The organism is Pararhodobacter sp. CCB-MM2 (genome assembly GCF_001691415.1).
GTDB lineage: Bacteria > Pseudomonadota > Alphaproteobacteria > Rhodobacterales > Rhodobacteraceae > Pararhodobacter.
This window is the reverse complement of sequence record NZ_LRRR01000001.1, coordinates 237,722-261,926: the sequence shown is the minus strand read 5'-3', so window position 1 is coordinate 261,926 and position 24,205 is coordinate 237,722. Positions and strand designations below refer to the sequence as shown.

Genomic DNA, 24,205 nt, shown 5'->3' with positions numbered 1-24,205 from the left:
CTCAGCCCGCATCTGCCGCCTTCTGCAGATGCACATAGGTCTCGTTGAAGCGCTTTTGCAGGTGATCCACCGCGCGGATCACCTCGCCCGAGCCCAAGGGCGCCACGTTCACCTCCGGCGAGGGGTTGAAGAACAAGGGGACCGAGATCCGCTCGTGCTTCGATCCCTTGACCCGGTGCAGCGTGGCCTTGATGCGCCCGCCCGACCAGCTTTCCAGCATCTCGCCGAAGTTGATGACGAAGCTGCCCGGCTCGGCCTCGACCGCGATCCAGTTGCCGTCCCGGCCCTGAACCTCCAGCCCCGGCACGCCATCCGTCGCGAGCAATGTCAGACATCCGTAATCGGTATGCGCGCCGATGCCGAAATCCTTTTCGCCGGCCCAATCCGGGCGCTCAGGGTAGAAATTCCCGCGCAGCAGCGCCATCGGCTGGTCGAACATCGCGTCGAACCAGTTCCGTTCCTCGCCGATTGACGCCGCGATCTCGCCCAGCAGGGATAGCGCGAGGGCCCGAGCCTCGGCGTAATAGCCCTCCAGCACCGTGCGGAACCCGTCGGGCTGCGCCGGCCAGAGGTTCGGCGCGTGGACTGCCAGCATCGAACCGGGCACCTCGTAGCCCAGATCGAAAACTTCCTTGTAATCGGGGTTCGCGGCGGGATCGACCTGTTCGGATTGCGGACCGCCCCAGCCCCGGTTCGATCCCGTCACCGCCATATCGACTTTCGCCTTCTCCTCAACCGGCAAGGCGAAGAAGCTGCGGTAGGTCTCGATGACCTCGCGCACGCGGCCGGCCGGGATCGGCGTGTTGTGCAGGGTCAGAAAGCCCGTCTGCGTCACGCCTCGGTGCAGGGCCTCCCGCATGGCCGGATCCCCGGCCTTCAGGGCTGCGAAATCGATCCGAGGAATGGCGGTGTCAGTCATGGCTCATGACCTCCCAAAAGGCGCGATCCAGTGCGGCGAGGGCCTCGAAATCCGGGCAGCTGTCCGCGGCCAGAGCCAAACCCCAGCCCCCCGGCAGGGTCAAGGCGTAACTGGTGGTGTCAACCTGCCCCGGAATGCAGAGCGCGCCGATGTGCCACCAGATCCAGCCCCCGTCGAGCGGCCGGCCATACATGCCCAGACCATAGATCGCGCCGCCGTCCAGGTCAGCCGTCGGCCCCTCGGGCGGGCGATTGCCATAGAGCAGCGCGTGGAACTGCGCGTAGTCCTGAAGCGGTGCCTGCCAGCCGCCCATCGGGCCGAAGGTAGCGACCTGTTCGGAGGGCGAGGCCGAGGGCAGCACGCCGTCACAAGCCCGCTCAAACGGGACGCCGGTGACCCGTTCTATCACCGTGCCCAAGAGCGCATAGTTCTCATTGGAATAGGCAAAGGCGGGTTCGGGATGCAGCGGGCGCGTCCATTGCGACACCAATCGCCAATCGCCCTGCCCCTCCAGCCAGCCCGGCATCGCCGTTTGCGTCCGATCCCCGCGCAGCCCCCCGCTTTGCGTCACCAGAGCCGAGAGCGGGATGGCACCGGCCTCGCCCGTCCATCCCAGCAAGTCTGACATCGGCGCGTCCCAGCGCAGGCGGCCCTCCTCGACCAGCCCGGCGACACATTGCGCGGTGAGGCTTTTGGTCAGGGACGCGAGCAGACGCGGCGTGCCCGGCTCCACACCCTGGGCCTCGTGCAGGATCGGCGCGCCGTCCCGGGTGATGACAATCTCGGGCGCCTGCATCTGCTCGGCCTCGGCCCAGTCGAAGAACACGTCCCGCAGCGCCTCGGCCCGCGGATCATCCTGCGCGACGGCCGGGCCGCAGACGCCGATCAACAGGGCAACGAACAACAGGGCGCGGATCAAGAGGGGCATGGGAAAGGACCGTTTGAAAGCAATCTCCCCTTCCATATAGGCAGCCCTTTCCACGCCGTCACCGGGCAGGCAGGCGCGCAGATGAAAAAAGCGCGCAAGCCCAACGGCCTGCGCGCCTTTCCTCTCATCGCCCGAGGGCAAGACGCCTCATTTATGGGCGGCGTAGATCTCGGCCAGCTTCTCGACCGCGGCTTCCGGCGACATCTCGACGCTTTCGCCGGTGCGGCGCGAGGTCAGTTCGACCACGCCCTTTTCCAGCCCGCGCGGACCGACGGTCACGCGCCACGGCAGGCCGATCAGGTCCATCGTCGCGAATTTGGCGCCGGCGCGCTCGCTCCGGTCGTCATAGAGCGGGTCCAGACCCTTGGCCTGCAGCGCCTTGTACAGCGATTCACAGGCTGAATCCGCCGCCGCATCGCCCTGCTTCAGGTTGACGATACCCGCGTCGAACGGGGTCACGCCTTCCGGCCAGATGATGCCCTTGTCGTCGTGGCTGGCTTCGATGATCGCGCCCAGAAGACGCGAGACGCCGATCCCGTGCGAGCCCATCTGGACCGGCACGCGCTCGCCCTTGTCGTTGACGACGACGGCGCCCATCGATTCCGAATACTTGGTGCCGAAGAAGAAGATCTGGCCGACTTCGATGCCGCGACCGACCTTGCGGTGCTCCTCGGGGATCTCGTTGAACAGCGCCGCATCATGGGTCTCGTCGGTGCGGGCGTAGAGCGTGGTGAACTCCTTGCAGACGCCGGCAACCTCATCCCAATTGTCGTAATCGACTTCACGGTCGCCGAGGGTCAGCTGGGTCACGCGGTCGTCGTAGAAGACCTCGGATTCACCGGTTTGCGCCAGCACGAGGAATTCATGCGTGTCGTCGCCGCCAATCGGGCCCGAGTCAGCGCGCATCGGGATCGCGGTCAGGCCCATGCGCTCGTAGGTGCGCAGGTAGCTGACCATGTGGCGGTTGTAGGCATGGATCGCCGAGGGCTTGTCGATGTCGAAGTTATAGCCGTCCTTCATCAGGAACTCGCGGCCGCGCATCACGCCGAAACGCGGACGCACCTCGTCGCGGAATTTCCACTGGATGTGGTACAGCGTCAGCGGCAATTCCTTGTAGCTGCCGACATGGCTGCGGAAGATGTCGGTGATCATCTCCTCGTTGGTCGGACCATAGAGCATGTCGCGGTCGTGGCGGTCCTTGATGCGCAGCATCTCGGCGCCGTAGGCATCGTAACGGCCGCTCTCGCGCCACAAATCGGCGGGCTGCAGGGTCGGCATCAGGAGGGGGATATGGCCCGCGCGTTCCTGCTCTTCGTGCACGATCTGCTCGATGCGCTTCAGCACCTTGTAGCCCAGCGGCAGCCAGGAATAGATCCCCGCCGCCTGCTGGCGGATCATGCCGGCGCGCAGCATCAGGCGGTGGCTGACGATCTGCGCCTCGGACGGATTTTCCTTGAGGACGGGGAGGAAATAGCGGCTCAGGCGCATGGGTCACCTTTGGGTCAAGCGTTCGCCGCCGTGTCTAGGCGATTGCGCGGAAGGCGGCAAGGCAAGTGTGATCGCGCATCGGGCCTGCATGGATTGACACCGCAACGCGAGGCCCGCAGGCTCAGGGCGTTTCGAACACCCATTGGATGTCTCTCATGCGCAAAGTCGTTTCTCTTCCGGCCCTCGGTCTGGCCGCCCTGCTTGTTTCCGGGACTGCCGTACAGGCGCAGTCGATCTGCGAATTCACCGGGAAGTTCCCGCCCTCCTGCGGCTCAGGCGGCAGCGTGACGCAGGTGACCCCGCCCGAGGTGCCTGCGGTGGTGACCATGCAAATCGACCCGGCCCAAGCGACGCCCGAGGCCCTGTTGCCCGCGTACCGTCGCGCCTTTGCCCAGTCGAATTGCCAGTTCCCGCTTGACGACGGCGAGGCGATCTTTGCCGATGCTCTGGGTCGCGTGCTGTCCGTGCCGGGGGAGCAACTGCTCAATCGCGACGGTCCGTGGCATCATCCGATTGACCAAGCCTTCGACCGTTTCGCCGACGACGGCCTGATCCAGATGGACCGCAGCGCGAACGTCATCCGGATGCCGAGCTGTCAGTCGTGATGCTGGGATGAAAGGCCGGCGCGCTTGAAATAGCGCGCTGGTTTTTTCGAGCCCTGCGACGTTGAGCGCTCACTCGCGAGAGAGGACCAGCGTCACCGTGGCTCTACGGACACTGATGCTTTTGAAACTTCGGATCGCGCCAGTCATCCGAAACGAACTCCAATTCCGGAAAGAAAGCGTCGGCCCGATCGGGGCATGGTTCGGCGACTGAATCGCGCGACGGCACAAGACTCACGCACCGGTTCAGTGCACTAACACCAAAGGCTTGCCGCCCCTCACAACCCCCAGATCAGCACGATCAACGGCACCGAGACCGCGACGATCAGCACCTCCAGCGCCAATCCCAGCCGCCAGTAATCGCCAAACCGGAACCCTCCGGGTCCGAGGATGAGCGTGTTGTTCTGGTGCCCGATCGGCGTGAGGAAGGCGCAGCTTGCGCCGATCGCCACCGCCATCAGAAACCCGTCCGGCGAGGCGCCCAATTGCGCCGCGATCCCCAACGCGATGGGGGCCATCACAGCCGCCGTCGCCGCGTTGTTCATCACGTCGGACAGCATCATCGTCACCACCAGCACCACGACCAACGCGACAAGCGCGTTGTCCTGTGCCAGCCCGCTGACGAGGCCCTGCGCCAGCCAATCGGCCGCGCCCGTCTCCTGCATCGCGCCCGCGACCGGGATCAGCGCCGCCAGCAGCACGACGATGGAGCCATCGACCGCCGAATACAGCTCGCGCAGCGGCAGGGTCCGGGTCAACATCGTCACCAGAACGCCTGCCGTGAAGGCCGCAGCCGCTGGCAGGATCCCCAGCGCCGCCACGATCACCGCCGCCGCCATGATCCCTGCAGCCAGCCAGGCCTGCTTGCGATCCGGCACGGACAACGGCGCGGTATCGAGCGGCACACAGCCGTTGTCGCGCGCGAAATCGCCCAGCACCTCGGGCGAGCCGCGGAGGAGCAGCAGATCGCCCGAACGCAGGCTGAGGGTGCCCAGACGCCCTCGCGGCCTGCCCCCCTCGCGCGCGACGGCCAGCAAAGACACGCCCCAACGCGCCCGCATCCGCAGCGACCGGGCCGAGCGTCCGATCAGCCCCGAACCCGGCAGCAGCGCGAACTCCCGCAGGACGATCTCGTCGGCATCTTCGTCCTCGTCGCTGACGGGCCCCAGCCCTTCCAGCGCGATCTCATGGCGGGCAGCGCTTTCGGTAAGCGCCTTGGCCTCGGCCTCGACGATCAGCAGATCACCGGCCTGGATCTTGCGGCGGCCGTAGGGGTTGTTCTGTCGCACCGTACCCCGGATCAGGGCGAGGACGCTCATGTCCACCCCTTCGAGCGCCTGCTCGAAGGCGCGCAGGGTAAGGCCGACGGCCTTGCTTCCCTCCGGCACGCGCAGTTCGGTCAGGTAGGTGCCGGTCTCGACCTTCACATCGCCCGCCGCGCTCCGTGTGGGCACCAATCGCCAGCCGAGCAGCGCCACGAAGGCGATGCCGGCCGCGGCGACCGGAAGGCCGACCCATGTGAAGTCGAACATGCGGAAATTGCCGTCCGGGCGAAAATTGGCGACGATCAGGTTCGGCGGCGTGCCGACCAAGGTGACCATGCCGCCAAGGATCGTGCCGAACGCCAAGGGCATCAGAACTTTGCCCGGTGGCAGTTTCAGGCGGGCCGAGAGCTGGACGGCCAAGGGCATCAACAAAGCCATGGCGCCGACGTTATTCATGAAGGCCGACAGCGCCGCGCCGAGGGCCATCAGGGCTGCCACGGCCGGCAGGCGGCTGGCGTTTGCGGGCAGAACGAAGCGGGCGAGCGCGTCGACGGCGCCAGTGTGCTGCAAGGCCCGGCTGAGGATCAACACCGCCGCGACCGTCACCACCGCCGGGTGACCGAAGCCGAGGAAGGCCGCATCCGGCGTGACCAACCCGGTGAGGACACAGGCCATCAGCGCCGCCAAGGCTACGGCATCATGGCGAAATCTGCCCCACAGGAAGCCCACCACCGTCAGAGAGAGGATGGCGAGGATGGTCATTTGCGGCGCGTCCATCGGGGCTCCTGATACAAAGGGGGCGGGATGCGCCGGGCAAAGCGGGTCGGAAACGAGGGCAAGCTCAGGCTGTCAGCGATGGCCCTTGGTGTAAACCCGCAGCGCAGGCCCGGGTTCCGTCCCGTCGCCGCGTCGCGCGATGGTTTCCCTGCCCCCGGAATGACGCTATAGACCAGCGATCCTGCAAGGTTTTCCCGATGTCCAAGACCGCGCCCAACGCCCCCGAAGACGACGTCTCGCGCGTCAATCGCCACAAGGACCGTGCCCTCGCGCAGTGGTTCTGGCATCGCTACGTCCGGGGTTGGCTGCCCTTCCTTGGGGTGGCGGTGGTGCTGATGGCCATCGACGGGGCAATGACCGGGGCGCTCAGCGCGCTGCTGAAGCCGATGTTCGACGATGTGCTGGTCAATGGCCGCGACGAGATGGTGTTCTGGGTCGCACTGGGCTTCGGCGCGGTCTTCGTGATCCGCGCGGTGACCTCGCTTCTGTACAAGACGATGATGGCCTATATGGCCGACAAGATGGTCACGCGCCTGCAGCTGGAACTGACCCAGCACATGATGCGGCTGGATCAATCCTTTCACCACCGGCACCCGCCCGGCCATCTGATCGACCGGGTGCGCGGCGACACGCAGGAGCTGGCGGTGATCTTCGACCGGCTGCTGCCGGGCGTGGGCCGGGACGCGGTCTCGATCGTCGCCCTGCTGGCCGTCGCGCTTTGGACCGATTGGGTCTGGACCGTTGTCGCGCTGGTCGGGGTGCCGCTGCTGGTGCTGCCGGCCGCGATCCTGCAGCGCGTCGTGCGCCGCATGGGGGTCACGGCGCGCGACAGCTCGGCCGCGGCTTCGACCCGCTTGGACGAGGTGTTCCACGGCATCGCCACGGTCCAACGCTCGGGCACCGAAGCGCGTGAAGGCAGCCGGCTGAAGACCGTCCTCGACCGCTTCGTGAAGGCCCGCGTCCGTGTGGCCGGCGGGCAGGCGGCGATGGGCTCGATGACGGACCTCGTCGCGGCGCTGGGCTTCGTGCTGGTGCTGACGCTGGCCGGGCGTCAAATCATCGCCGGCGAGCGTACGGTCGGTGAGTTCATGACCTATTTCGCCGCCCTCGCCTTGCTGTTCGAGCCGCTGCGCCGGTTGGGCTCCATGTCCGGGGCATGGCAGAATGTGCTGGCTTCGCTGGAGCGCGTGCATCGCTTGCTGGAGGAAAAACCACGCATCACCCAGCCTCAGGGCGAGCTGGCCGCCCTGCCCGCCCCCGGCTCTGAGACCGTGCGGTTTGAGGATGTCACCTTCGCCTACGAGGGCGAGCCGGTCTTGCGCAACCTGAGTTTCACCGCCGAGGCGGGCAAGACGACGGCTTTGGTCGGGGCCTCGGGCGCCGGGAAATCGACGGTGTTCCTGTTGCTCACCCGCCTGGCCGATCCGCAATCGGGGCAGATCACCGTCGGCGGGAACCCGATCGCCCGGATGGATCTGGCCGGCCTGCGCCGCCTCTATTCCGTGGTTGCGCAAGACAGCGCGCTGTTCGACGAGACCCTGCGCGACAACGTTGTGATGGGGGCGGAGGGCATCGACGAGGCCCGCCTGCAGCGCGCGATCGAGGCCGCGCATGTCGCCGAATTCGTGCCGACGCTGGCCGAGGGGCTGGACACGCGCGTCGGCCCCCGTGGCTCGGCCCTGTCCGGCGGGCAGCGACAGCGGGTGGCGATTGCGCGAGCCCTCTTGCGCGAGGCGCCGATCCTGTTGCTGGACGAGGCGACCTCGGCGCTGGACGCGCGGTCCGAGGCCTTGGTGCAAGAGGCGCTCGACAAGCTCAGCGCCGAGCGCACGACACTGGTGATCGCGCATCGGCTGTCCACCGTGCGCCATGCCGACAAGATCGTGGTGATGGACGCAGGCCGGGTCGTCGAGGAAGGCGATCACGACAGCTTGCTGGCCAAGGGCGGGCATTACGCGCGGCTGCACGCCTTGCAGTTCAAGAGCTGACCCGGCGACGGGTGAGCGGTTTCACCCGCGCCCGGCATGGCTGCGCCACGCAGGTCTTGGGCGACGGATGAAGGGGGGCGCTGCCCCCCTCGCCTTCGGCTCACCCCCCGGGATATTTGTGGAGCAAAGATGCGCGCGCGCGGTCAGCGGGCGGCTTTCGAGGCGCCTTTGCGCAGGCGGGCGGGGAAGCTCACGCGGAAGGCGGCGCCGCCCTGGCCCGGGAGATAGGCAATGTCGCCACCGAGGTTGTGCATGATCTCGCGGCAGATCGCGAGACCGAGTCCCGCGCCGCCGGCTTGATGGGTATCGGTCAGGCGGGCGAATTTCTCGAAGATCAGGACCTGGCTTTCCTTGGGGATCCCCGAGCCGTTGTCGATGAAATCGACGCTCACCCGGCCCGCGCGCAGGCGGGTGTTGATGCGCAGTTCGGGCTCGGGCGCGTCGCAATATTTCCGGGCGTTCGTGACGATGTTGATGAACACCTGCGTGAGGCGCCCGGTGTCGGTTTCCAGCGCAATCTCCTCTCCGCCGGGCTGGCGGCGGATCGTGAAGGGCCTTTGCGGCGGCACCGAGTTCGAGGCCATCACCGCACGCTCGATCAGATCGCCGAGGCGCGCTGTGCGGATGTCGAGGTTGACCTGGCCGTTCTCCAGCACGCTGAGATCCAGCAGGTCGTCGAGCAACCGGGTCAGGCGGATCGACTCGTCCTGGATGATCTGGGCGTAGCGGGTGATTTCCTCAGGTGTGACCTCGTCATCCATCAGGATCTCGGAAAAAGCGCGGATCGAGGTCATCGGCGTGCGCAGCTCGTGGCTGATCTGGCTGAGGAAGCTGTCTTTCTGCACCGAGAGGCGTTGCAGCATCTCGTTGGCCTCGCGCAATTGGCGGGCGGTGCGGGCGAGTTCCTCGGACTTCGCTTCAAGCTGCGCCGAATGCTCCATGATCTGCGCGGTTTCCGAGGCCACGGCCATCAGATCCTCGACCGTGACCAGTCGGCCGCCGACGATCTGCGCGATCATCGCATGGGCGGTCGCGGCGCCGACGGAGCCGGCCAGTTCGCGCTCCAGCCGGTCGAGGAAGTCGGGCGTCGGGTCGGGCAGGAAGCCACTGCGCCCCTGCCCCTTCGCCGCGGCGAGGAAGAAGGCCTGTGCGGTATCCGCGCCGAGAAGCTGCTGCGACATGGCCAAAAGGTCTTCGGCCTCGTTTTCTGCCGCATCGCGCGACCAACCGCGGGTGCCGGGGATCTCGGTCTGCGCTTCGAGGTCGTAGACATTGACGAATTGCGCCGATTGCACGCGCTCGATGGGGCCCGGGAAACTGACGAGAGAGCCCGCGATGAAGGCCGCGGCGTTCAGGCTGAGCGACCAGAACAGCGCGTGCAGCAGCGGGTCGAGGCCGGCCACCCCGAACAGCGCATGCGGGCGCAGCCATGACAGGCCGAAGGGGCCGTCGACCATGAGGCTTGCGCTCATCAGAACGCCGGGGCCGAAGGACGGCAGGAACAGCGCGTAGAGCCAGACCAGCGCGCCCGTCACCAGACCGGCCAGCGCGCCGACACGGCTGGCCCCACGCCAGTACAGCGCGCCCACCAAGGCCGGAAGCACCTGCGCCATGCCGGCAAAGGAGATGAGGCCGATCGCCGCCAGCGCACGGGAGCCACCGGAAACCGCGAAATACACATAGCCGAGCGCGAGGATGCCGGCGATCGACAGCCGGCGCGCGTTCAGGACGAGGCCGCGCATCTCGCCGGCTTCGCGCATGGGGGCGAGGCCTCGTGCTGCGGCGCGGCGGCGGGAGGTCAGCCAGAGCGGCACAACGATGTGGTTGGAGACCATCGTCGCCAGCGCGATCGCCGCGATGATGACCATCGAGGTCGCCGCGGAGAAGCCGCCAAGAAAGGCCAACATCGCGAGGCCGTTCTGCCCCAAGGCATGCGGCAGGGTCAGCACGAAGAGGTCAGGGTTCATGCCTGAGGGCAGCAAGGTCAGGCCCGCGACGGCGATGGGCAGGACGAAGAGGCTCATCGCGAAGAGGTAGAGCGGGAAGGCCCAGGAGGCGGTGGCGAGGTGGCGCTCGTCGGAATTCTCGACCACCAGCACCTGGAACATGCGCGGCAGGGTCAGGACGGCGACGCCCGCGAGGAAGGTCAGGCCCATCCAGCGACCGGGCTGGATCGCCCAATCGGGACGCTCGGCTGCGGCCATGCGGGCGAGAATGTCCGAGGGGCCGTCGAGCAGGCCCCAGACGACCCAGATCCCGACGGCCAGCAGCGCGACCAGCTTGACCACGGCCTCGACGGCGATGGCGGTGACGACGCCGTGGTGCTGCTCATTGGCGTCGAGGTTGCGGGTGCCGAACAGGATGGTGAAGACCGCCAAGCCTGCCGCGACCCACATCGCCAATTGGCGCGGGGCCAGCGGCGCGCCTTGGGCGAAGGCGCCGAAAGAGAGCGCGATGGATTGGAGTTGCAGCGCGATATAGGGCATCGTCGCAGTGACGGCGAGCAAGGTGACCAGCACCCCCACCGCGTTCGATTTGCCATAGCGCGACGACACGAGGTCGGCGATGGAGGTCACCCGCTGCGCCTTGCCGATCCGCACCAGCTTGCGCAGGATCCACCACCAGCCGATGAACACCAGCGTCGGCCCGAGGTAGATCGTCGCGAATTCAAGGCCCGAGCGCGCCGCGTAGCCGACCGCGCCATAGAAGGTCCAGGCGGTACAATAGACCGACAGCGACAGGGTGTAGACCACGGGCGAGCGCAGGAATCGGGGGCGCCGCCCCTCGGCCCGCAGACGCTCGGCGCGGCGTTCGGCGAGCGAGGCGATGACGAACAGGAACACCACATAGGCCAGCGCGGCCGGGACAAGGATGTTGAGGGTCATCGACCGTCCTCATCCCTTGGCGGTGTCGCGGGATCGGGCGGGCTGTCGGGGTCCGGGTGCAAGGCTTTGCGCAGCGGGCCGGACAGAAGGAAGGCCGCGACGACCAGCGCCAGCCACAGACCGAACAGGTACAGCGCCTCGGTCGCGGTGCTGAGGCCCTCGTCGCCGCCGCTCCACAGGACCGGCAGCAGGATCAGCACGAAGCCCACCACGGGCAGGATCCGCGCGGCATCCATCAGGCGACGGCGACGGTAGGTCTTGCGTTCAAGAAACAGCGGGGCGCGGGGTGGTTTCATCGGGTCATCATGGCGCGGGTTGCGGGGCGGGCTCAAGCCTCGACAAGGTTGCGCACGGCCTCCAGCAGGGCGGCATTGGCGAAGGGTTTGGCCATGAACAGCGACGCGCCGGCCTCGATCGCCTGCTCGCGCGCTTGCGCTGAACCTTTGGCGGTCAGCAGGATAACCGGCAGCGCAGCGGTCCCCGGCTGGCCCCGCAAGGCGCGCAGGATGTCGAGGCCCGACACCCCCGGCAGCATCGCATCGAGGATCACCAGCGCCGGGTCCTTGGCGGCGATGGTCTCAAGCACCCCCTCGCCGCTGGCCAATAGCGTCACGCTGAAGCCGTCGCGCTGCAGGATGTAGCGGATCGCTTCCGAGATGTTGGGCTCATCCTCGACCACCAGCACCCGGCGCTCGGCGGGTTCGGGCGACGGCTCGAAGCGGCTGCGGTCGGCCTGCGTCAGGACGGGGTTTGAGTCGGGGATCGGAGCGACGTCGCCCGCCGCGGCATCGCTACCGTCATGGCTCATGCGCCTAGTCCCTCCGATCCCCCTTGCCGGCAGCGCCGCTCCTCCCCTGGACGCCAACCTGCGAGACCCGACTATTGCGGCGAATCGTCAAGCTGTCAAAGGCTCGCTGCGGCTGGCCGAGGGGATTCGACGCCTATCCCGCAACGATCGAGGGTTCGCGCCGCGCCGTACAACCAGAGCGTGGGCAGACCCGGCAACTGGAGCCGACGGGCCGCGCGTCCTCCTCACTTGCCTCGCGGCCCAAGGCGGCCGAGGCCGGGGTCAACAGCATCGAGGCCTCCCAGACATGCGGCGGATCGAACCGCAGGGGATCGCGCGCGCCGGCCACGGCATGGGCCACGAAACGCGCGGGCGGGCGTCCGGCGACCTCCACCAAGGTGCGCACCGGGCGGTCCGGACGCAGCAGCGCCTCATAGAGCGGCCACAGCGGACAGGCCCCACCGAAACGCGGCAGCTGGAACCCTTCAACCGGGCGGCGGAAGGTCAAGGTCCCCGAGCCGTCGCAGGTCACGAGGCCGAAGCGCGGGATGCCGGGATCGGGCGGCAGCGTGGCCAGACGGCGGAACAGCCGCGCGAGGTCGCAGCCGAAATCCCGGGCCAAGGTTTCGGGCGCGAAGCCGTCACCGGCAGAAAGCATCTTGGTCAGCGCGGGCAGCAGGCGATTGAGCGGCAGGGCTTGCGCATCCGCCTGCGCCCGTGTCAGCCATGCCGCGGCGAGGCTGCGCGCGGCGGCGGTCGCAAGTTCGGGCTCGCCGGCGATGTGGCGCGGCCAATCCACGCGATCGGGGCTCTCGGTGGCGGCGACGTGGAAATGCTGGCGCTCCAGCCAGCTTTCCAGCTCCTCCTGCGGTGCCGCGAGGCCGGTTTCCTCGCCCGAGGTATCCAGAAAGGCCACCAGCGCCTCGGCGGCATTGGCCAGCCGGACCGAATCCTCGTGCACGTTGCGATGGAAGCGCGCGCGCCACTCGGGCTCCAGCTCGTCCGATTCCGCGAGAATGGCCGCCGTCGATTGCACCGAGGTCACCGCCGAGACGATCTCATGCAACGAGGCCGAGAGGTTCGGGTCATGCGCCATCCGGTCGGAGAGACGCTCGATCACCCGCTCCTGCGCTTCGGCGGCGGCGGCCAGTTGCGCGACCAACGCGGCCCAGCCAGGGAAGCGGCCGATGAACTCCTCGGCCCGGTCGATTTCGGGCGTGACCGAGGCATTGGCCCGCGCGGCGGCGGCGCGAAGGGCCTCGATCTGGGCGTCGCCCGCGCCTTCGTCCAGCGTCTCCACGGGCACATGCAGCGCCTTGGCGAGGGATTCGAGCACCCCGGCCGAGGCCCGGCGGCGGTTGTGTTCGATCAGGTTTAGATAGGACGGCGATACCCCGGCCAAGCGGGCCAGATCGGCCTGCGCCATGCGCCGCGCCGTGCGCAAGCTGCGGATTCGCGTACCCGAGAGGGCGGATTTCGGCATGTCGCTTGCCTCTGCTTCCACTCTGTTACACCATGCGCCCACCCTGCGCGCAAGCCGCGCCGCAACCCGGACGGGAGGTCGGGTTCGCGGAAGCATCGCCCGCCAAGGGGGGAGAATCGCACTTTTCAGGGCCAAGGGCCTGACGTATAACGCCGCGGCAAATCGCGGTTAGCGCCTAACAAGCTGCAGAAGACCCGGCACGCACAACCAAACGGGGCGGAAAGCCGGAACCCCAACGAGGATGTCCATGAGCAAAGATCACACCACGGCCGACGTGGCCTTCATCAAGGCCCTTGCCGAACTGCTCAACGATAACGAGCTGAGCGAGATCTCGGTGAAGCGCGAATACGGCGAGAACGACGCGCTGAACGTGAAGGTCTCCAAGCACGCTCCGGCGCCGCAATACGCGCCGATGCAATATGCCCCCGCTCCGGCGGCGGCCCCTGCGGCGGCTCCGGCGGCTGCGCCCGCCGCTGCGGCTTCGGCTGCAGCCCCGGCCAAGTCGGACGATCCCGCGGACCATCCCGGTGCCGTGACCTCGCCGATGGTCGGCACCGCCTATCTGGCTCCGGAACCGGGCGCCGATGCGTTCATCACCGTCGGCCAGCAGGTCAGCGCGGGCCAGACCCTGCTGATCATCGAAGCGATGAAGACCATGAACCACATCCCGGCGCCCGCTTCGGGGACCGTGAAGCGCATCCTCGTGTCCGACGGCACCCCCGTCGAATACGGCGCCCCTCTGGTGATCGTCGAATAAGGGCCGCCCCATGTTCGAAAAAATCCTCATCGCGAACCGGGGCGAGATCGCGCTGCGCGTGATCCGGGCCTGCCGCGAGATGGGCATCCAGTCGGTCGCGGTGCATTCCACCGCCGACAGCGACGCGATGCATGTCCGCATGGCCGACGAGGCCATCTGCATCGGCCCGGCCGCCTCGGTCGACAGCTACCTGCACATGGCCGCGATCATCTCGGCCTGTGAAGTCACCGGCGCGCAGGCGATCCATCCCGGCTATGGCTTCCTGTCGGAGAACGCCAATTTCGTGCAGATGGTCGAGGATCACGACCTGACCTTCATCGGCCCCCGGGCCGAGCACATCCGCCAGATGGGCGACAAGATCACCGCCAAGGAAACCGCCAAGACGCTGGGCATCCCGGTGGTGCCGGGCTCGGACGGGGGTGTGCCGGACATCGAGACGGCCAAGAAGGTCGCGGGCAGCATGGGCTACCCGGTGATCATCAAGGCCACCGCCGGTGGTGGTGGTCGCGGCATGAAGGTGGCGAAATCGGAAGCCGAGCTGGAAGTCGCCTTCCGCACCGCGCGCTCCGAAGCCAAGGCCGCCTTCGGCAACGACGAAGTCTATATCGAGAAGTACCTGCAAAAGCCGCGCCACATCGAGATCCAGGTCTTCGGTGACGGCAAGGGCGGTGCGGTGCATCTGGGCGAGCGCGACTGCTCGCTGCAGCGTCGCCACCAGAAGGTGCTCGAGGAGGCTCCCGGCCCGATCATCACGCCTGAGCAACGCGCCTGGATCGGTGGCGTCTGCGCCGAGGCCATCGGCAAGATGAAATACGCCGGCGCCGGCACGATCGAGTTCCTGTTCGAGGACGGCGAGTTCTACTTCATCGAGATGAACACCCGTCTGCAGGTGGAGCATCCGGTGACCGAAGCGATCTTCGGCGTGGACCTCGTGCGCGAGCAGATCCGCGTGGCCTCGGGCATGCCGCTGTCGTTCACGCAGGACGATCTGGTGGTGAACGGCCACTCGATCGAGGTACGGATCAACGCCGAGCGTCTGCCGAACTTCGCGCCCTGCCCCGGCAAGGTGAACACCTTCCACGCCCCCGGCGGTCTGGGTGTGCGGATGGATTCGGCGCTGTACGGCGGCTACAAGATCCCGCCCTATTACGACAGCCTGATCGGCAAGCTGATCGTCCACGGCCGCGACCGGCCGGAGGCGCTGGCACGTCTGAAACGCGCGCTGGGCGAGCTGATCATCGACGGCATCGACACCACCGTGCCGCTGTTCTTCGCACTCTTGGAGAACGAAGACGTGCTGTCGGGTAATTATGACATTCATTGGCTGGAGAAGTTCCTGGCCAAGGAATTGGGGTAATCCCCTTCGGGGAGGGCCGCGCGCCCTCCCCGGACCGCTCTCCTGAGTAGTTTCGACAAGATGATGGGGCGGGATGCGTCTGACGCCGGAATTGATCGTCAGGGCCTATGCGGGCGGCGTCTTTCCCATGGCCGAGACCGCCGAGGCCACCGACATCCACTGGTTCGAGCCCCGACAAAGGGGCGTCATGCCGTTGGACGGCTTTCATGCCTCGCGCAGCTTGATCCGCACCCGCAAGCGCGGCGGTTTCACCTTCAGCTGTGACCGGGATTTCGACGGCGTCGTCACCGCCTGCGCGGATCGCGACGTGACCTGGATCAACGACGAGATCTTCACCGTTTTCAACGCCCTGCACGAGCTTGGCCTCGCCCATTCCATTGAGGTCTGGTCGCCTGACGGTCGGTTTGCCGGCGGCGTCTATGGCCTTGCCCTCGGCGGTGCGTTCTTCGCCGAAAGCATGGTCTCGCGCGTGACGGGCGGCTCGAAGATGGCGCTGGCAGAGCTGGTGACGAGGCTGCGGCTGGGGGGCTTCCAGCTGATGGACACGCAATACCTGACCGATCACCTTGCCAGCCTCGGCGGGATCGAGATCCCCCGCGCGCGCTATCGCAAGGCCTTGGCCGAGGCGCTGGAGGCCCCGGCCCGGCCCGAGATCGCCTTCGCCCCGGTCAATCCCGCGCGTGCGGACGGGGCCTTCTGGTCATAGGAACCCGTGGATTGGCATGTGGCCGATGCAGAAGGTCAACGCGCGTTTCCACCAATTGGTGCCGGGCTCCAGATGGGTCGATTGCTCGCCCCGCGTCCACAGCAACACATGCCCGTCGCGGCTGACGCGCCAGCCCCTTTCGGGCGCACAGGTCTCGTCGAAGATGTCATTCAGTTGCCCGATCAACTTGGCATCGTCGAAAAGCACGCCCAACTCGGTATTGAGGAAGGCCGAGCGCATGTCGAAGTTGAACGAGCCGACGAAGGCTCTCTCGTCATCGACGATGAAGGTCTTGGCGTGCAGCATGGTGTCGGGCTGATCCGGCCGCGCAGCCTCGACCAGCTTGATCCCGGCTTTCAGAAGCCGCGGCCGATACCAGCGATACGCGCCATAGACCAAGACCGAATCCGAGCGCCCGAGGCCGTTGGTGATGATCTCGATCTCGACCCCGCTTTCGGCGAGCTCGATCAGCGTCTTCAGCCCGCGTTTGCCCGGCACCAGATAGGGCGTCATGATCCGCAGGGATTTCTTGGCGGAGCGGACGACGGGCATGATCTTCCCGGGCATCCAGCCCTCGCGCCGGGCCTGCAGGGCCTTCTCGGGCGGGTCGGCGATGAATTCCAACCCGTCGATCCAGTCCAGCCGGTCGACCCCGAGGCATTCGATAGCCTTCTCCGGTCCCGGCAGGCCCATGCGGTTCAGCCGCTCGCGGTTCGACGGGCCGCCGAGGAACCGGTCGAGATAGGTCCGGAACCGGCGCAGACGGGTCTGTTTGCCCAGCCGCAAGGTCCGCACCGGCAGCGCCACATCCGAATTCCAGAAGCTGTCGTACAGGCTGCCCATGCTGCGCAGAACGGGCCCGGCCAACACGATGTCGAGGTCGTCGAAGCAGATCCCCGTCCCCTTCTGCGCGCCGAAATACGGGTCGCCCACATTGCGCCCGCCGGTGATGGCGATGCGGTTGTCGGCGATGAACATCTTGTTGTGCATGCGCCGGTTGTAGGGCAGCAGGTTGATGATCATCTCGGCCCCGCGCAACAGGCCCATGTCCTTGTTGCGGATCGGATTGAACAGCCGCACCTCGATCGACGGATGGCGGTCCAGCGCGCGGTAGGCGGGCACCCGGCGGATCATGTTCACATCGTCGATCAGCATGCGCACCCGCACGCCGCGATCCGCCGCCGCCAGCACCTCGCGCGCCAGCATGCGGCCGGTCAGATCATCCTCCCAGATGTAATACATCAGATCGAGGCTACGCTCGGCCTTGCGGGCCAGCGACAGACGCAGGGCCAGAGCCTCGGCCTCGTCCGGGACCAACCGAACGCCCGAAAGGCCTACATGTTCGCGCTCCAAGGGCTCCAGCAGGCGGTCGTATTCGGCCTCGTCGCCGGCGGGGATCATGTGCGAGACATTCCCGCGCCGGACCTTGGCGAAACGCCCGGCCGCCCAGAGGCTGACCACCACCAGCACCAGCGCCAGTACGAGGGCGCCGACAATCCAGTCACTCCAGCTGTTCATTCGGCGATCCTCAGGCGGGCCCGGATGGGCAGATGATCCGACGCCAACCGCGCCAGATCCGAGATATGCGGCGCCAGATCCACGACCTCGGCCCGGGTGCAGCCGATGATCCGATCCAGCGGCAACATCGGGCGTTTCGCGGGAAAGCTGGCGACGGAGCTGGCCCGTGTCACCGCATCAAGCCCCGCCTTGATCGGCATCAGGGAACAGCCCGGTCCTTTGCGCCATTCATTCAAGTCACCCATCATCAGCGTCGGACGGGTCGGGCTGATCTCCTCGGCTAGCCGTCGGGTCTGTTGCAGGCGCGAGGCGCGGAGAAGCCCGAGATGGGCCGCGATCACCCGGATCGGCTGATCGCCGAAGCGCAGATCGGCGATGATCGCGCCGCGAGGCTCCAACCCCGGCAGGTCGATCACCCGCGCCTCTTCCAGCGTGGCGTCGCGAAACAGAATCAGGTTGCCATGCCAGCCATGTGCCAGCTCGGTCTTACGGTTGGAAAGCGGCACCGGCCGCAGGCCCGTCATCTCATAGAGCGCATCGAGGTCCAAGATCCCACGCCGATCCCCAAAGCGGCGGTCGACTTCCTGCAGGGCCAGCAGATCGGCCTGCAACTCGCGGATCACTGTCAGTGTCCTGTGCGGATCCCGCCGCCGGTCCGTGCCGACGGCCTTGTGTACGTTGTACGAGCCGATCACCAATTCGGTCTTGGGAAGCTCTTGGGCCGATGCAGTCATGGGGCACTTTCCGGGGCTTGCTCTGTCGATATGGCGCGACGTGGCGCGGCGGCAATAGGCGCCTCAGCCCGGCCCGGCGAGGCATTCCCGCGCGAAAGCCGCGATCTGGGCCATCACCACCTGCGGCTTGGCGTACAGCAGCAACTGGCCCTCATCGTGGAGTTCGACCAACCGCACCCGATTGCGTTCACGGGCGAAATCCCGAACGCTGCGCAGGCTGACGACCGGGTCCAACGCGCCATGGACCAGTAGCACGGGGCAATCCGACCCCGCCACGATCGCCGACCAATCCCGTGTCACATGCCAGGCGTCCGCATGGAACGCCCGCTGGCCCTGCGCCACGGTGAAGCGGTAGCCGCCGATCAGGGCCTCGGCGATGGCGGGCCGCTCGACCAGATCCCGGTCGCGGGTGCCGGTCGGATAGAGCGGCATCATGAAGCTCTCAGCGCTGCGGCTATCGATCTGGGCGATGCCGGCACGCAGAACGGCCGGCAGAAGGGCCGGTGCGAAGCGCGCCGTGTAGGCCATGGCGCGTTGGCGCGGGGTCATCGTCGCGAATTGCTCGATCGAGGTGATCGGCACGCCGCCCGCGACATTGGCCACCCCGGCGATCTGGCGACCGAGCCGCCCGGCGGCGCCGAAGGCATGCACCGCGCCGGCCATATGACCCATCATCACCACGCGCGAAAGCTTCAGCGTTTCCAGCACGATACCGAGGTCACGCGCGTAGATGTCGACGGATTCCTTGATCCGGGGATCGCCGTAGGAATTGCCGAAATTCGCCCGCATCGGCGCGTAGATCCGCAACCCCTCGGCCCGCAAGATCGGCTCCAGATGCGCAAGGGAGCCCAGCCCCTCCAGCATCCCGTGCACGAAAACCAGCGGCAGCCCGTCCTCGGGCCCGACAACGCGCACCGGCATCACGCGGCCGTCGCCCACGTCGATGGCGATCTCCTCACCGGCATGGCGGGGCTCATCCAATGCGACATCGCTGTCCGGCCCGTGCAGCATCAAGGCCGCGACCAGACGCATCAGCTCGGGCTGGCCTCCCGTCCTTGTCTTGGCGAACACGGATTTCAGCTGTGCACGCAGGGTGTTGAGCGAGCGCCCACTACGCAGCGACACCGCCGGAAGATCACCGCCGCGGGTCAACTCGCGCACCAATTCCACCTCACGCGGGGTCAGGCGAAAGCTCTCGGCGAGGATCGAGGACAGCCCCGCCGTCCAGCCTATGCCCATCGTCCGCATCTCGGCCACGAAGCCATCGCCCTCAGGGTCGCGGCTGGTGACGATGGCCAGCAGCCCCCCGCCCGGCAACGAGGCCGAGATCTCGGAGGGCGCCTCCTCCAGCGACAGCACTGCAAACCGGCCCGAGGCGGGCGCCCGGTCCAGTGCCGCCAGAAAGGCCGACAGGCGGGTCGCGCTATCGGGGTCCAACGCCGCGCGGATGCTGGCCAATGACACGGGCGCACCGAACAGGGTCTCGGCCTCGGGCTGGCGAGAGAGGATCACCCCGCCGCGCCCCAAGCGGACCAAGGGCGGGCGCCCTTCGGAGCCATGCGGCACCACCGTCTCGCCCCGCCCCATACGTTCGAACAAGGCGAAGGCCCGGCGGAAATGCGCCTCGATCACCGGGTCTTCCAATTGCTTGGCCGAGGGCCCGTCCGACACCTTCAGCTCGCCCAGACGCCGGGCCGCGTTATCGACGAAATCCGACCAATCGGCCATGAAGCTGTCGAAATGCTCGGGCCGGAGGACGACTTCGTAGATGCTGCCGATGAGTCGCGCCCGCTCGGAATCCAGCGGAATATCGTTCTCATTTTCTGGCATAGTCGACGCGGTCCTGAGGCTTCGTTTCCAGAAACATGCTGCTTTCTATCCCGAAGACAACACAAGCAGCCAAAAGGATAGGGTCTTAACCCGAATGGGTGAAGTGTCGGCGCGCGAATCTGGGCATGTTGTTACCACTTGAGAACGAAACCTTTTTCAATTCGCTCTTATCCGTTGCGTGGCCTCACGATCGCGGGCGAGCTGTCATCGACCTGATTTCCAGTTCGGTGGGAGTGGTTTTATCGCTTGCTTACCGTCGCGATGCGTCACTTTCGGACCCAGCGCCGATGTCAATTCCGGCATTGGCGGTCGCTGCCGAAGCGATTGCTGGCCGGGCTGCTCACCTCGTTGCGGCCCGGCCAGTCCGCCTTTGTTGATAAGGCAACGACCCTCTTTCCATTTCCGCCGTGCCGGACCATGCTGCCCCCGATCAAGGGGAGCCACTGCATGCGCGATTTCCAGAAACCCGGCCGGTCCGCCGTCTATGCCGACAACGCCATGGTCGCGACCTCGCACCCCTTGGCCGCGCAGGTGGCGCTGTCTCTGTTGCAGCAGGGTGGCAACGCCGTCGATGCCGCCATCGGCGCAGGCGTGCTGCTCGGCCTGTGCGAGCCGCAAATGACCGGCATCGGCGGCGATTGCTTCGCGCTGATCAAGCCGGCGGGTGAGGAACGGATCGTGGCGCTGAACGGCTCGGGCCGGGCGCCCATGGGCCTTGATGTCGGAGCTATGCGCGACAAGGGCCTCGGTGCGGTGCCGGTCTACGGGATCGAGTCGGTGACGATGCCCGGCGCCATTGACGCCTTCTGCCGGCTGAATGCGGATTGGGGCCGTATGGAACTGGCGCAGGTCCTCGACCCCGCCATCCGCTATTTCGAGGCCGGTGTACCCGTCGCCCCGCGCGTCGCCCGCGACTGGGCGGAAGCCGACAATCTGAAGGGCGATGCGCGGCGCCATTTCCTGAGGGATGATAAACCCTTCCGCACCGGCGAGCGTTTCGCCCTGCCCGGTCAGGCCGAGGTGCTGAAGCGCGTCGCGCGCGAGGGTCGCAAGGGCTTTTACGAGGGCGAGGTGGCCGAGGACATGATCCACTCGCTCCGCGCCCTAGGCGGGGCGCATACGCTGGACGATCTGGCCGCAGTGGCTTGCGAGTACACCGAGCCGGTCAGTGGTCAGTACCGTGGGGCCGAGCTGATCGAGCATGCGCCGAATGGCCAAGGGGCGACGGCGATCCTGCTGATGAACATACTGTCGCATTTCGACCTGTCGCGAATGGATCCCTTCGGCCCTGCCCGCACCCATCTGGAGGCCGAAGCCACCCGCCTCGCCTATGATGCCCGCAACCGTTTTCTGGCCGATGCCGATACCGTCACCCGGCTGGAGCATATGCTGTCCATGGACACGGCCGCCAAACTGGCCGCTTTGATCGACCCGGATCGCGCGATGGCGCAGGTGCAGCCGCTGACCGAGCAGGTGCACAAGGACACGGTCTACATCACCGTGGTCGACCAGGACCGCATGGCGGTTTCGTTGATCTATTCGCTGTTCCACGGCTTTGGCTCGGGTCTGGCCTCCAGCCGTTTCGGCATCGCCTACCAGAACCGCGGCGCGGGCTTCACCCTGCAGGAGGGGCATCCGAACGCAGCCGCCGGGGGCAAGCGGCCCATGCACACGATCATCCCCGGCATGCTGCGCCGGGGCGGCAAGCTGCTGATGCCCTTCGGCGTGATGGGCGGCGCGTACCAGCCCTGCGGCCACTCGCGCCTCGTCAGCAACCTCGTCGATTACGACATGGAGCTGCAGGCCGCGCTGGACGCGCCGCGCGCCTTCGCCGGGTTGTTTTCCGGCCATGACGGGTTGGCGCTGGAGACCGGCTATGACCCCGCGGTCCGCGAGGCCTTGGCCGCGATGGGTCATGCCACCCGTTGGTCGGACGAGCCCTTGGGCGGCGCGCAAGCCATCATGCTGGACCCGTCGGGCGTGCTTATCGGCGCCTCGGACCCGCGCAAGGATGGCTGCGCACTGGGGTATTGAGCCTCAGGCGGCCAGCTGGTCCCAGACCTCCAGCGCGCGGCCCGCGTTCATCACCACCGGGCCGCCGCCCATCTGCAGGCACATGCCCAGCACCTCGGCGAATTCCTCGCGCGTGGCGCCCAGCTTTTGCAGCACCTCGATGTGGTAGGTCACGCAATCGTCGCAGCCCTGCACCACGGCGATGCCGATGGCCACGTATTCCTTCTCCTTGGTCGAGAGAGCGCCGGGCTCCTTCACCGCAGCGGTGAGCTGGCCGAAGCCCTTCATCGGCGCGTTGACCGCCTTGATCAGCGCGCGCGAGCGGTCCTTGACGGCCGCGAGATCAGCCTTGGCATCCATGACATTCCCTTTCATGCATATGTCACTGCCGGGAATGCCATGCGCGGGCCGGGCCGGGCCTTGATCCACATCAAGCCTGCACTGTCAGGGGGTTGAGGAACGTCGCGTCACAAACATCAGGTTGCCGGCCGGCATCTCGACGAGGCGATCGACCTCCAGCCCCGCGCCGATCAGCCGGCCCGTGACCCAGGCGATGTCCTTGTAGCCGATGGCCGGGTCCTGCGCGCGCAGGCTGGCGTCGAAGCTGCGGTCGCCGTCGGTCAGCAGCGCCCCGTCCCGGCGAAACGGCCCGTACAGGCAGAATACGCCCCCCGGTGCGAGGGCCCGAGCAGCCTCGACCAACAGACACTCGGCCTCGGCGTCGGAAATGAGGTGCAGGAGGTTCGTCAGATGCACCGAGGTCCGATCCCCCTGCCCCCAACCCGGCGCGCAGGCGTCCAGCACCATGGGCGCCGCGACATTGCCGATGCCCGCGGTCCAGGCGCGGATCGAGGGCAGGTTGTCAGGATTGCCATCCGTCGGCTGCCAGTCAATGCCCGGAAAACGCTCGGCGAAGGCGGCGATATGTTGGCCGGTGCCGCTGGCCAGCTCCAGCGCGCGGCCGGTCTGCGGCAGCACCTGCGCCAGAACGGCGGCGATGGGCTCCAGATTGCGGCTGGCCGAGGGGGCGATCCGGCGCTCGCCCTCCATCGGGGCGGCGCTGTCGGGCAGATGCAGTCGTCGCATCAGCGGAACCGCGCGGGCGAAAGCGCCGCAAGGACCGAGGCGGGCTGGCCCGAGCGCGGACCGCCTGCCGTTTCGGCCAAGACAGCGGCGGCGCCGGGACCGGCGAGGAAACCCTGACCGCCCTGCCCCGCGCACCATAGGAAATCCGGCTGCTCCGGGTCCGGCCCCAACACCAACGCGCGGTCGGGCGAGAAGCTGCGAAGCCCGGCCCATGAGGTCTCCAACCGCGTGACCTCGTAAGTGACCATCGCCTCGAACCGCGCCAGCCCTTCGGCCAGAACCATGTCATCGGCCCAGGCGTCATGCGGCTCCGTCGGGTCCTCCTCGGCCGGAGAAACCAGCAACTTGCCGGCCTGCGGCTTCATGTACCAGCTCTCTCCCGCCCCGAAGACCATCGGCCAGTCGCTGCAATCCAGCCCCTCGGGCCCCGGCAACTGCGCCATCGAGCGGCGCAGGGGCTGAATGCCGATCGGCGCCAGCCCGGCCATGACGGCGATGCGGTCGGCCCAGGCGCCTGCGGCATTCACCAGCTTGCGCGCCTGCAGCCATTCGCCCCCGGCCTCGACGCGCCAATGATCGCCGTCGCGCTGGATCGCCGTCACAGGGGCACGGGTACGGATCTCACCGCCCTGCGCGCGGATCTGGCGAGCGTAATGCTGCAGCATCGCCTCGGTGTCGATGTCCTGCGCGGTCTCCGTCATCGCCGCCATGGTAACGGCCTCAGGGTTCAGGATCGGCACGCGGCGGAACGCGTCCTCGAGGGACAGCGGCGTCAGCAGCAGGTCGGCGCAATCCTTGGCGAAGGCCTCTTCCTCGCCCGGTCCGGCGACGATCATCACCCCGCGCGGGGACAAAACGCCCATGGCCTGCAGTGCCGGAAGGCTGGAGCGTGCAACGGCAACCGTGGCGGGCGCACCGTAATCGGCCTCGTACAGCGCGGCCGACCGGCCCGAGCAATGGTAGCCGAGGCTATCTTCGCCCTCGACCAGCATGACCCGGCCAAGCGGCGCCAAGGCGGCGCCCGCCGAGAGGCCGGCAATGCCGCCGCCGATCACCAGAAATTCGATCATGACGCCCCCGTT

General features: G+C 67.2%; 20 protein-coding genes. 6 read left to right on the top strand and 14 right to left on the bottom strand.

What is annotated here, in order from left to right:
* Position 1: 1 nt before the first annotated feature.
* From BCY78_RS01185 to proS, 3 genes are all read right to left on the bottom strand, one after another.
* The gene (locus BCY78_RS01185) at positions 2-919 is read right to left on the bottom strand and encodes an isopenicillin N synthase family oxygenase (protein ID WP_068296642.1); all 918 of its coding nucleotides are present in this window, start codon (positions 917-919) and stop codon (positions 2-4) included.
* Positions 912-1,847 carry a serine hydrolase gene (locus BCY78_RS01180; protein ID WP_158515885.1) on the bottom strand — a complete coding sequence of 312 codons (936 nt, stop codon included), beginning with the start codon at positions 1,845-1,847 and terminating at the stop codon, positions 912-914. Before BCY78_RS01180 ends, BCY78_RS01185 begins: the two co-directional genes overlap by 8 nt.
* A 147-nt stretch (positions 1,848-1,994) precedes the next feature.
* Positions 1,995-3,335, bottom strand: coding sequence for a proline--tRNA ligase (gene proS, locus BCY78_RS01175; protein ID WP_068296638.1), 1,341 nt, complete (start codon positions 3,333-3,335; stop codon positions 1,995-1,997).
* A 155-nt stretch (positions 3,336-3,490) separates the two neighbouring features.
* Here proS and BCY78_RS01170 point away from each other — a divergent pair, with 155 nt between their 5' ends.
* On the top strand, positions 3,491-3,940 hold the full coding sequence (locus tag BCY78_RS01170) for a hypothetical protein (protein WP_068296634.1): 450 nt from the start codon (positions 3,491-3,493) through the stop codon (positions 3,938-3,940).
* 275 nt (positions 3,941-4,215) lie between these two features.
* On the opposite strand, the gene BCY78_RS01165 is transcribed toward BCY78_RS01170, so the two are convergent.
* Positions 4,216-5,979: an SLC13 family permease gene (locus tag BCY78_RS01165; protein ID WP_068296632.1), complete on the bottom strand. Its 1,764-nt coding sequence runs from the start codon at positions 5,977-5,979 to the stop codon at positions 4,216-4,218.
* A 197-nt stretch (positions 5,980-6,176) separates the two neighbouring features.
* Between BCY78_RS01165 and BCY78_RS01160 the strand changes: the two genes are divergently transcribed.
* Complete coding sequence (locus tag BCY78_RS01160; RefSeq protein ID WP_068296629.1) at positions 6,177-7,967, top strand: ABC transporter ATP-binding protein; 1,791 nt, start codon at positions 6,177-6,179, stop codon at positions 7,965-7,967.
* A 143-nt stretch (positions 7,968-8,110) separates the two neighbouring features.
* On the opposite strand, the gene BCY78_RS01155 is transcribed toward BCY78_RS01160, so the two are convergent.
* The 4 genes from BCY78_RS01155 to BCY78_RS01140 form a co-directional block, all read right to left on the bottom strand.
* Positions 8,111-10,852 (bottom strand): ATP-binding protein, encoded by a 2,742-nt coding sequence (locus tag BCY78_RS01155; RefSeq protein ID WP_068296626.1) that lies wholly within the window; start codon positions 10,850-10,852, stop codon positions 8,111-8,113.
* Positions 10,849-11,148, bottom strand: coding sequence for a hypothetical protein (locus BCY78_RS01150; protein WP_068296623.1), 300 nt, complete (start codon positions 11,146-11,148; stop codon positions 10,849-10,851). Before BCY78_RS01150 ends, BCY78_RS01155 begins: the two co-directional genes overlap by 4 nt.
* A gap of 32 nt (positions 11,149-11,180) precedes the next feature.
* On the bottom strand, positions 11,181-11,660 hold the full coding sequence (locus BCY78_RS01145; RefSeq protein ID WP_083194750.1) for a response regulator transcription factor: 480 nt from the start codon (positions 11,658-11,660) through the stop codon (positions 11,181-11,183).
* A gap of 133 nt (positions 11,661-11,793) precedes the next feature.
* The gene (locus BCY78_RS01140; RefSeq protein ID WP_068296621.1) at positions 11,794-13,122 is read right to left on the bottom strand and encodes a helix-turn-helix transcriptional regulator; all 1,329 of its coding nucleotides are present in this window, start codon (positions 13,120-13,122) and stop codon (positions 11,794-11,796) included.
* Positions 13,123-13,369: 247 nt separating this feature from the next.
* On the opposite strand from BCY78_RS01140, the gene accB reads away from it, so the two are divergent.
* From accB to aat, 3 genes are all read left to right on the top strand, one after another.
* On the top strand, positions 13,370-13,879 hold the full coding sequence (accB, locus tag BCY78_RS01135; RefSeq protein ID WP_068296616.1) for an acetyl-CoA carboxylase biotin carboxyl carrier protein: 510 nt from the start codon (positions 13,370-13,372) through the stop codon (positions 13,877-13,879).
* Between the two features lie 10 nt (positions 13,880-13,889).
* A complete protein-coding gene (gene accC, locus BCY78_RS01130; RefSeq protein WP_068296613.1) occupies positions 13,890-15,236 on the top strand; it encodes an acetyl-CoA carboxylase biotin carboxylase subunit in 1,347 nt (448 codons plus the stop codon).
* A gap of 73 nt (positions 15,237-15,309) precedes the next feature.
* The gene (gene aat, locus BCY78_RS01125) at positions 15,310-15,942 is read left to right on the top strand and encodes a leucyl/phenylalanyl-tRNA--protein transferase (RefSeq protein WP_068296610.1); all 633 of its coding nucleotides are present in this window, start codon (positions 15,310-15,312) and stop codon (positions 15,940-15,942) included.
* Here aat and BCY78_RS01120 read toward each other — a convergent pair.
* From BCY78_RS01120 to BCY78_RS01110, 3 genes are all read right to left on the bottom strand, one after another.
* The gene (locus BCY78_RS01120; protein WP_068296607.1) at positions 15,937-17,460 is read right to left on the bottom strand and encodes a phosphatidylserine/phosphatidylglycerophosphate/cardiolipin synthase family protein; all 1,524 of its coding nucleotides are present in this window, start codon (positions 17,458-17,460) and stop codon (positions 15,937-15,939) included. The genes aat and BCY78_RS01120 overlap by 6 nt on opposite strands.
* Complete coding sequence (locus BCY78_RS01115) at positions 17,457-18,194, bottom strand: endonuclease/exonuclease/phosphatase family protein (protein WP_068296606.1); 738 nt, start codon at positions 18,192-18,194, stop codon at positions 17,457-17,459. The genes BCY78_RS01120 and BCY78_RS01115 overlap by 4 nt, the downstream gene beginning before the upstream one ends.
* Before the next feature lie 63 nt (positions 18,195-18,257).
* Positions 18,258-20,024, bottom strand: coding sequence for an alpha/beta hydrolase (locus BCY78_RS01110; protein WP_068296605.1), 1,767 nt, complete (start codon positions 20,022-20,024; stop codon positions 18,258-18,260).
* 447 nt (positions 20,025-20,471) lie between these two features.
* Between BCY78_RS01110 and BCY78_RS01105 the strand changes: the two genes are divergently transcribed.
* The gene (locus BCY78_RS01105; protein WP_068296603.1) at positions 20,472-22,058 is read left to right on the top strand and encodes a gamma-glutamyltransferase family protein; all 1,587 of its coding nucleotides are present in this window, start codon (positions 20,472-20,474) and stop codon (positions 22,056-22,058) included.
* A 3-nt stretch (positions 22,059-22,061) separates the two neighbouring features.
* Here the strand turns inward: BCY78_RS01105 and BCY78_RS01100 are convergent, their stop codons facing one another.
* From BCY78_RS01100 to BCY78_RS01090, 3 genes are all read right to left on the bottom strand, one after another.
* The gene (locus BCY78_RS01100) at positions 22,062-22,412 is read right to left on the bottom strand and encodes a carboxymuconolactone decarboxylase family protein (RefSeq protein ID WP_083194749.1); all 351 of its coding nucleotides are present in this window, start codon (positions 22,410-22,412) and stop codon (positions 22,062-22,064) included.
* A gap of 69 nt (positions 22,413-22,481) precedes the next feature.
* Positions 22,482-23,123 (bottom strand): DUF938 domain-containing protein, encoded by a 642-nt coding sequence (locus tag BCY78_RS01095; RefSeq protein WP_068296596.1) that lies wholly within the window; start codon positions 23,121-23,123, stop codon positions 22,482-22,484.
* The gene (locus tag BCY78_RS01090; protein WP_068296595.1) at positions 23,123-24,193 is read right to left on the bottom strand and encodes an FAD-binding oxidoreductase; all 1,071 of its coding nucleotides are present in this window, start codon (positions 24,191-24,193) and stop codon (positions 23,123-23,125) included. Before BCY78_RS01090 ends, BCY78_RS01095 begins: the two co-directional genes overlap by 1 nt.
* Positions 24,194-24,205: the final 12 nt, after the last annotated feature.

Bases quoted from the DNA above. Each gene is read 5' to 3' on its own strand.
- BCY78_RS01185 (WP_068296642.1), bottom strand. From the start codon at position 919: ATGACTGACACCGCCATTCCTCGGATCGATTTCGCAGCCCTGAAGGCC.
- BCY78_RS01180 (WP_158515885.1), bottom strand. From the start codon at position 1,847: ATGCCCCTCTTGATCCGCGCCCTGTTGTTCGTTGCCCTGTTGATCGGC.
- proS (WP_068296638.1), bottom strand. From the start codon at position 3,335: ATGCGCCTGAGCCGCTATTTCCTCCCCGTCCTCAAGGAAAATCCGTCC.
- BCY78_RS01170 (WP_068296634.1), top strand. From the start codon at position 3,491: ATGCGCAAAGTCGTTTCTCTTCCGGCCCTCGGTCTGGCCGCCCTGCTT.
- BCY78_RS01165 (WP_068296632.1), bottom strand. From the start codon at position 5,979: ATGGACGCGCCGCAAATGACCATCCTCGCCATCCTCTCTCTGACGGTG.
- BCY78_RS01160 (WP_068296629.1), top strand. From the start codon at position 6,177: ATGTCCAAGACCGCGCCCAACGCCCCCGAAGACGACGTCTCGCGCGTC.
- BCY78_RS01155 (WP_068296626.1), bottom strand. From the start codon at position 10,852: ATGACCCTCAACATCCTTGTCCCGGCCGCGCTGGCCTATGTGGTGTTC.
- BCY78_RS01150 (WP_068296623.1), bottom strand. From the start codon at position 11,148: ATGAAACCACCCCGCGCCCCGCTGTTTCTTGAACGCAAGACCTACCGT.
- BCY78_RS01145 (WP_083194750.1), bottom strand. From the start codon at position 11,660: ATGAGCCATGACGGTAGCGATGCCGCGGCGGGCGACGTCGCTCCGATC.
- BCY78_RS01140 (WP_068296621.1), bottom strand. From the start codon at position 13,122: ATGCCGAAATCCGCCCTCTCGGGTACGCGAATCCGCAGCTTGCGCACG.
- accB (WP_068296616.1), top strand. From the start codon at position 13,370: ATGAGCAAAGATCACACCACGGCCGACGTGGCCTTCATCAAGGCCCTT.
- accC (WP_068296613.1), top strand. From the start codon at position 13,890: ATGTTCGAAAAAATCCTCATCGCGAACCGGGGCGAGATCGCGCTGCGC.
- aat (WP_068296610.1), top strand. From the start codon at position 15,310: ATGCGTCTGACGCCGGAATTGATCGTCAGGGCCTATGCGGGCGGCGTC.
- BCY78_RS01120 (WP_068296607.1), bottom strand. From the start codon at position 17,460: ATGAACAGCTGGAGTGACTGGATTGTCGGCGCCCTCGTACTGGCGCTG.
- BCY78_RS01115 (WP_068296606.1), bottom strand. From the start codon at position 18,194: ATGACTGCATCGGCCCAAGAGCTTCCCAAGACCGAATTGGTGATCGGC.
- BCY78_RS01110 (WP_068296605.1), bottom strand. From the start codon at position 20,024: ATGCCAGAAAATGAGAACGATATTCCGCTGGATTCCGAGCGGGCGCGA.
- BCY78_RS01105 (WP_068296603.1), top strand. From the start codon at position 20,472: ATGCGCGATTTCCAGAAACCCGGCCGGTCCGCCGTCTATGCCGACAAC.
- BCY78_RS01100 (WP_083194749.1), bottom strand. From the start codon at position 22,412: ATGAAAGGGAATGTCATGGATGCCAAGGCTGATCTCGCGGCCGTCAAG.
- BCY78_RS01095 (WP_068296596.1), bottom strand. From the start codon at position 23,123: ATGCGACGACTGCATCTGCCCGACAGCGCCGCCCCGATGGAGGGCGAG.
- BCY78_RS01090 (WP_068296595.1), bottom strand. From the start codon at position 24,193: ATGATCGAATTTCTGGTGATCGGCGGCGGCATTGCCGGCCTCTCGGCG.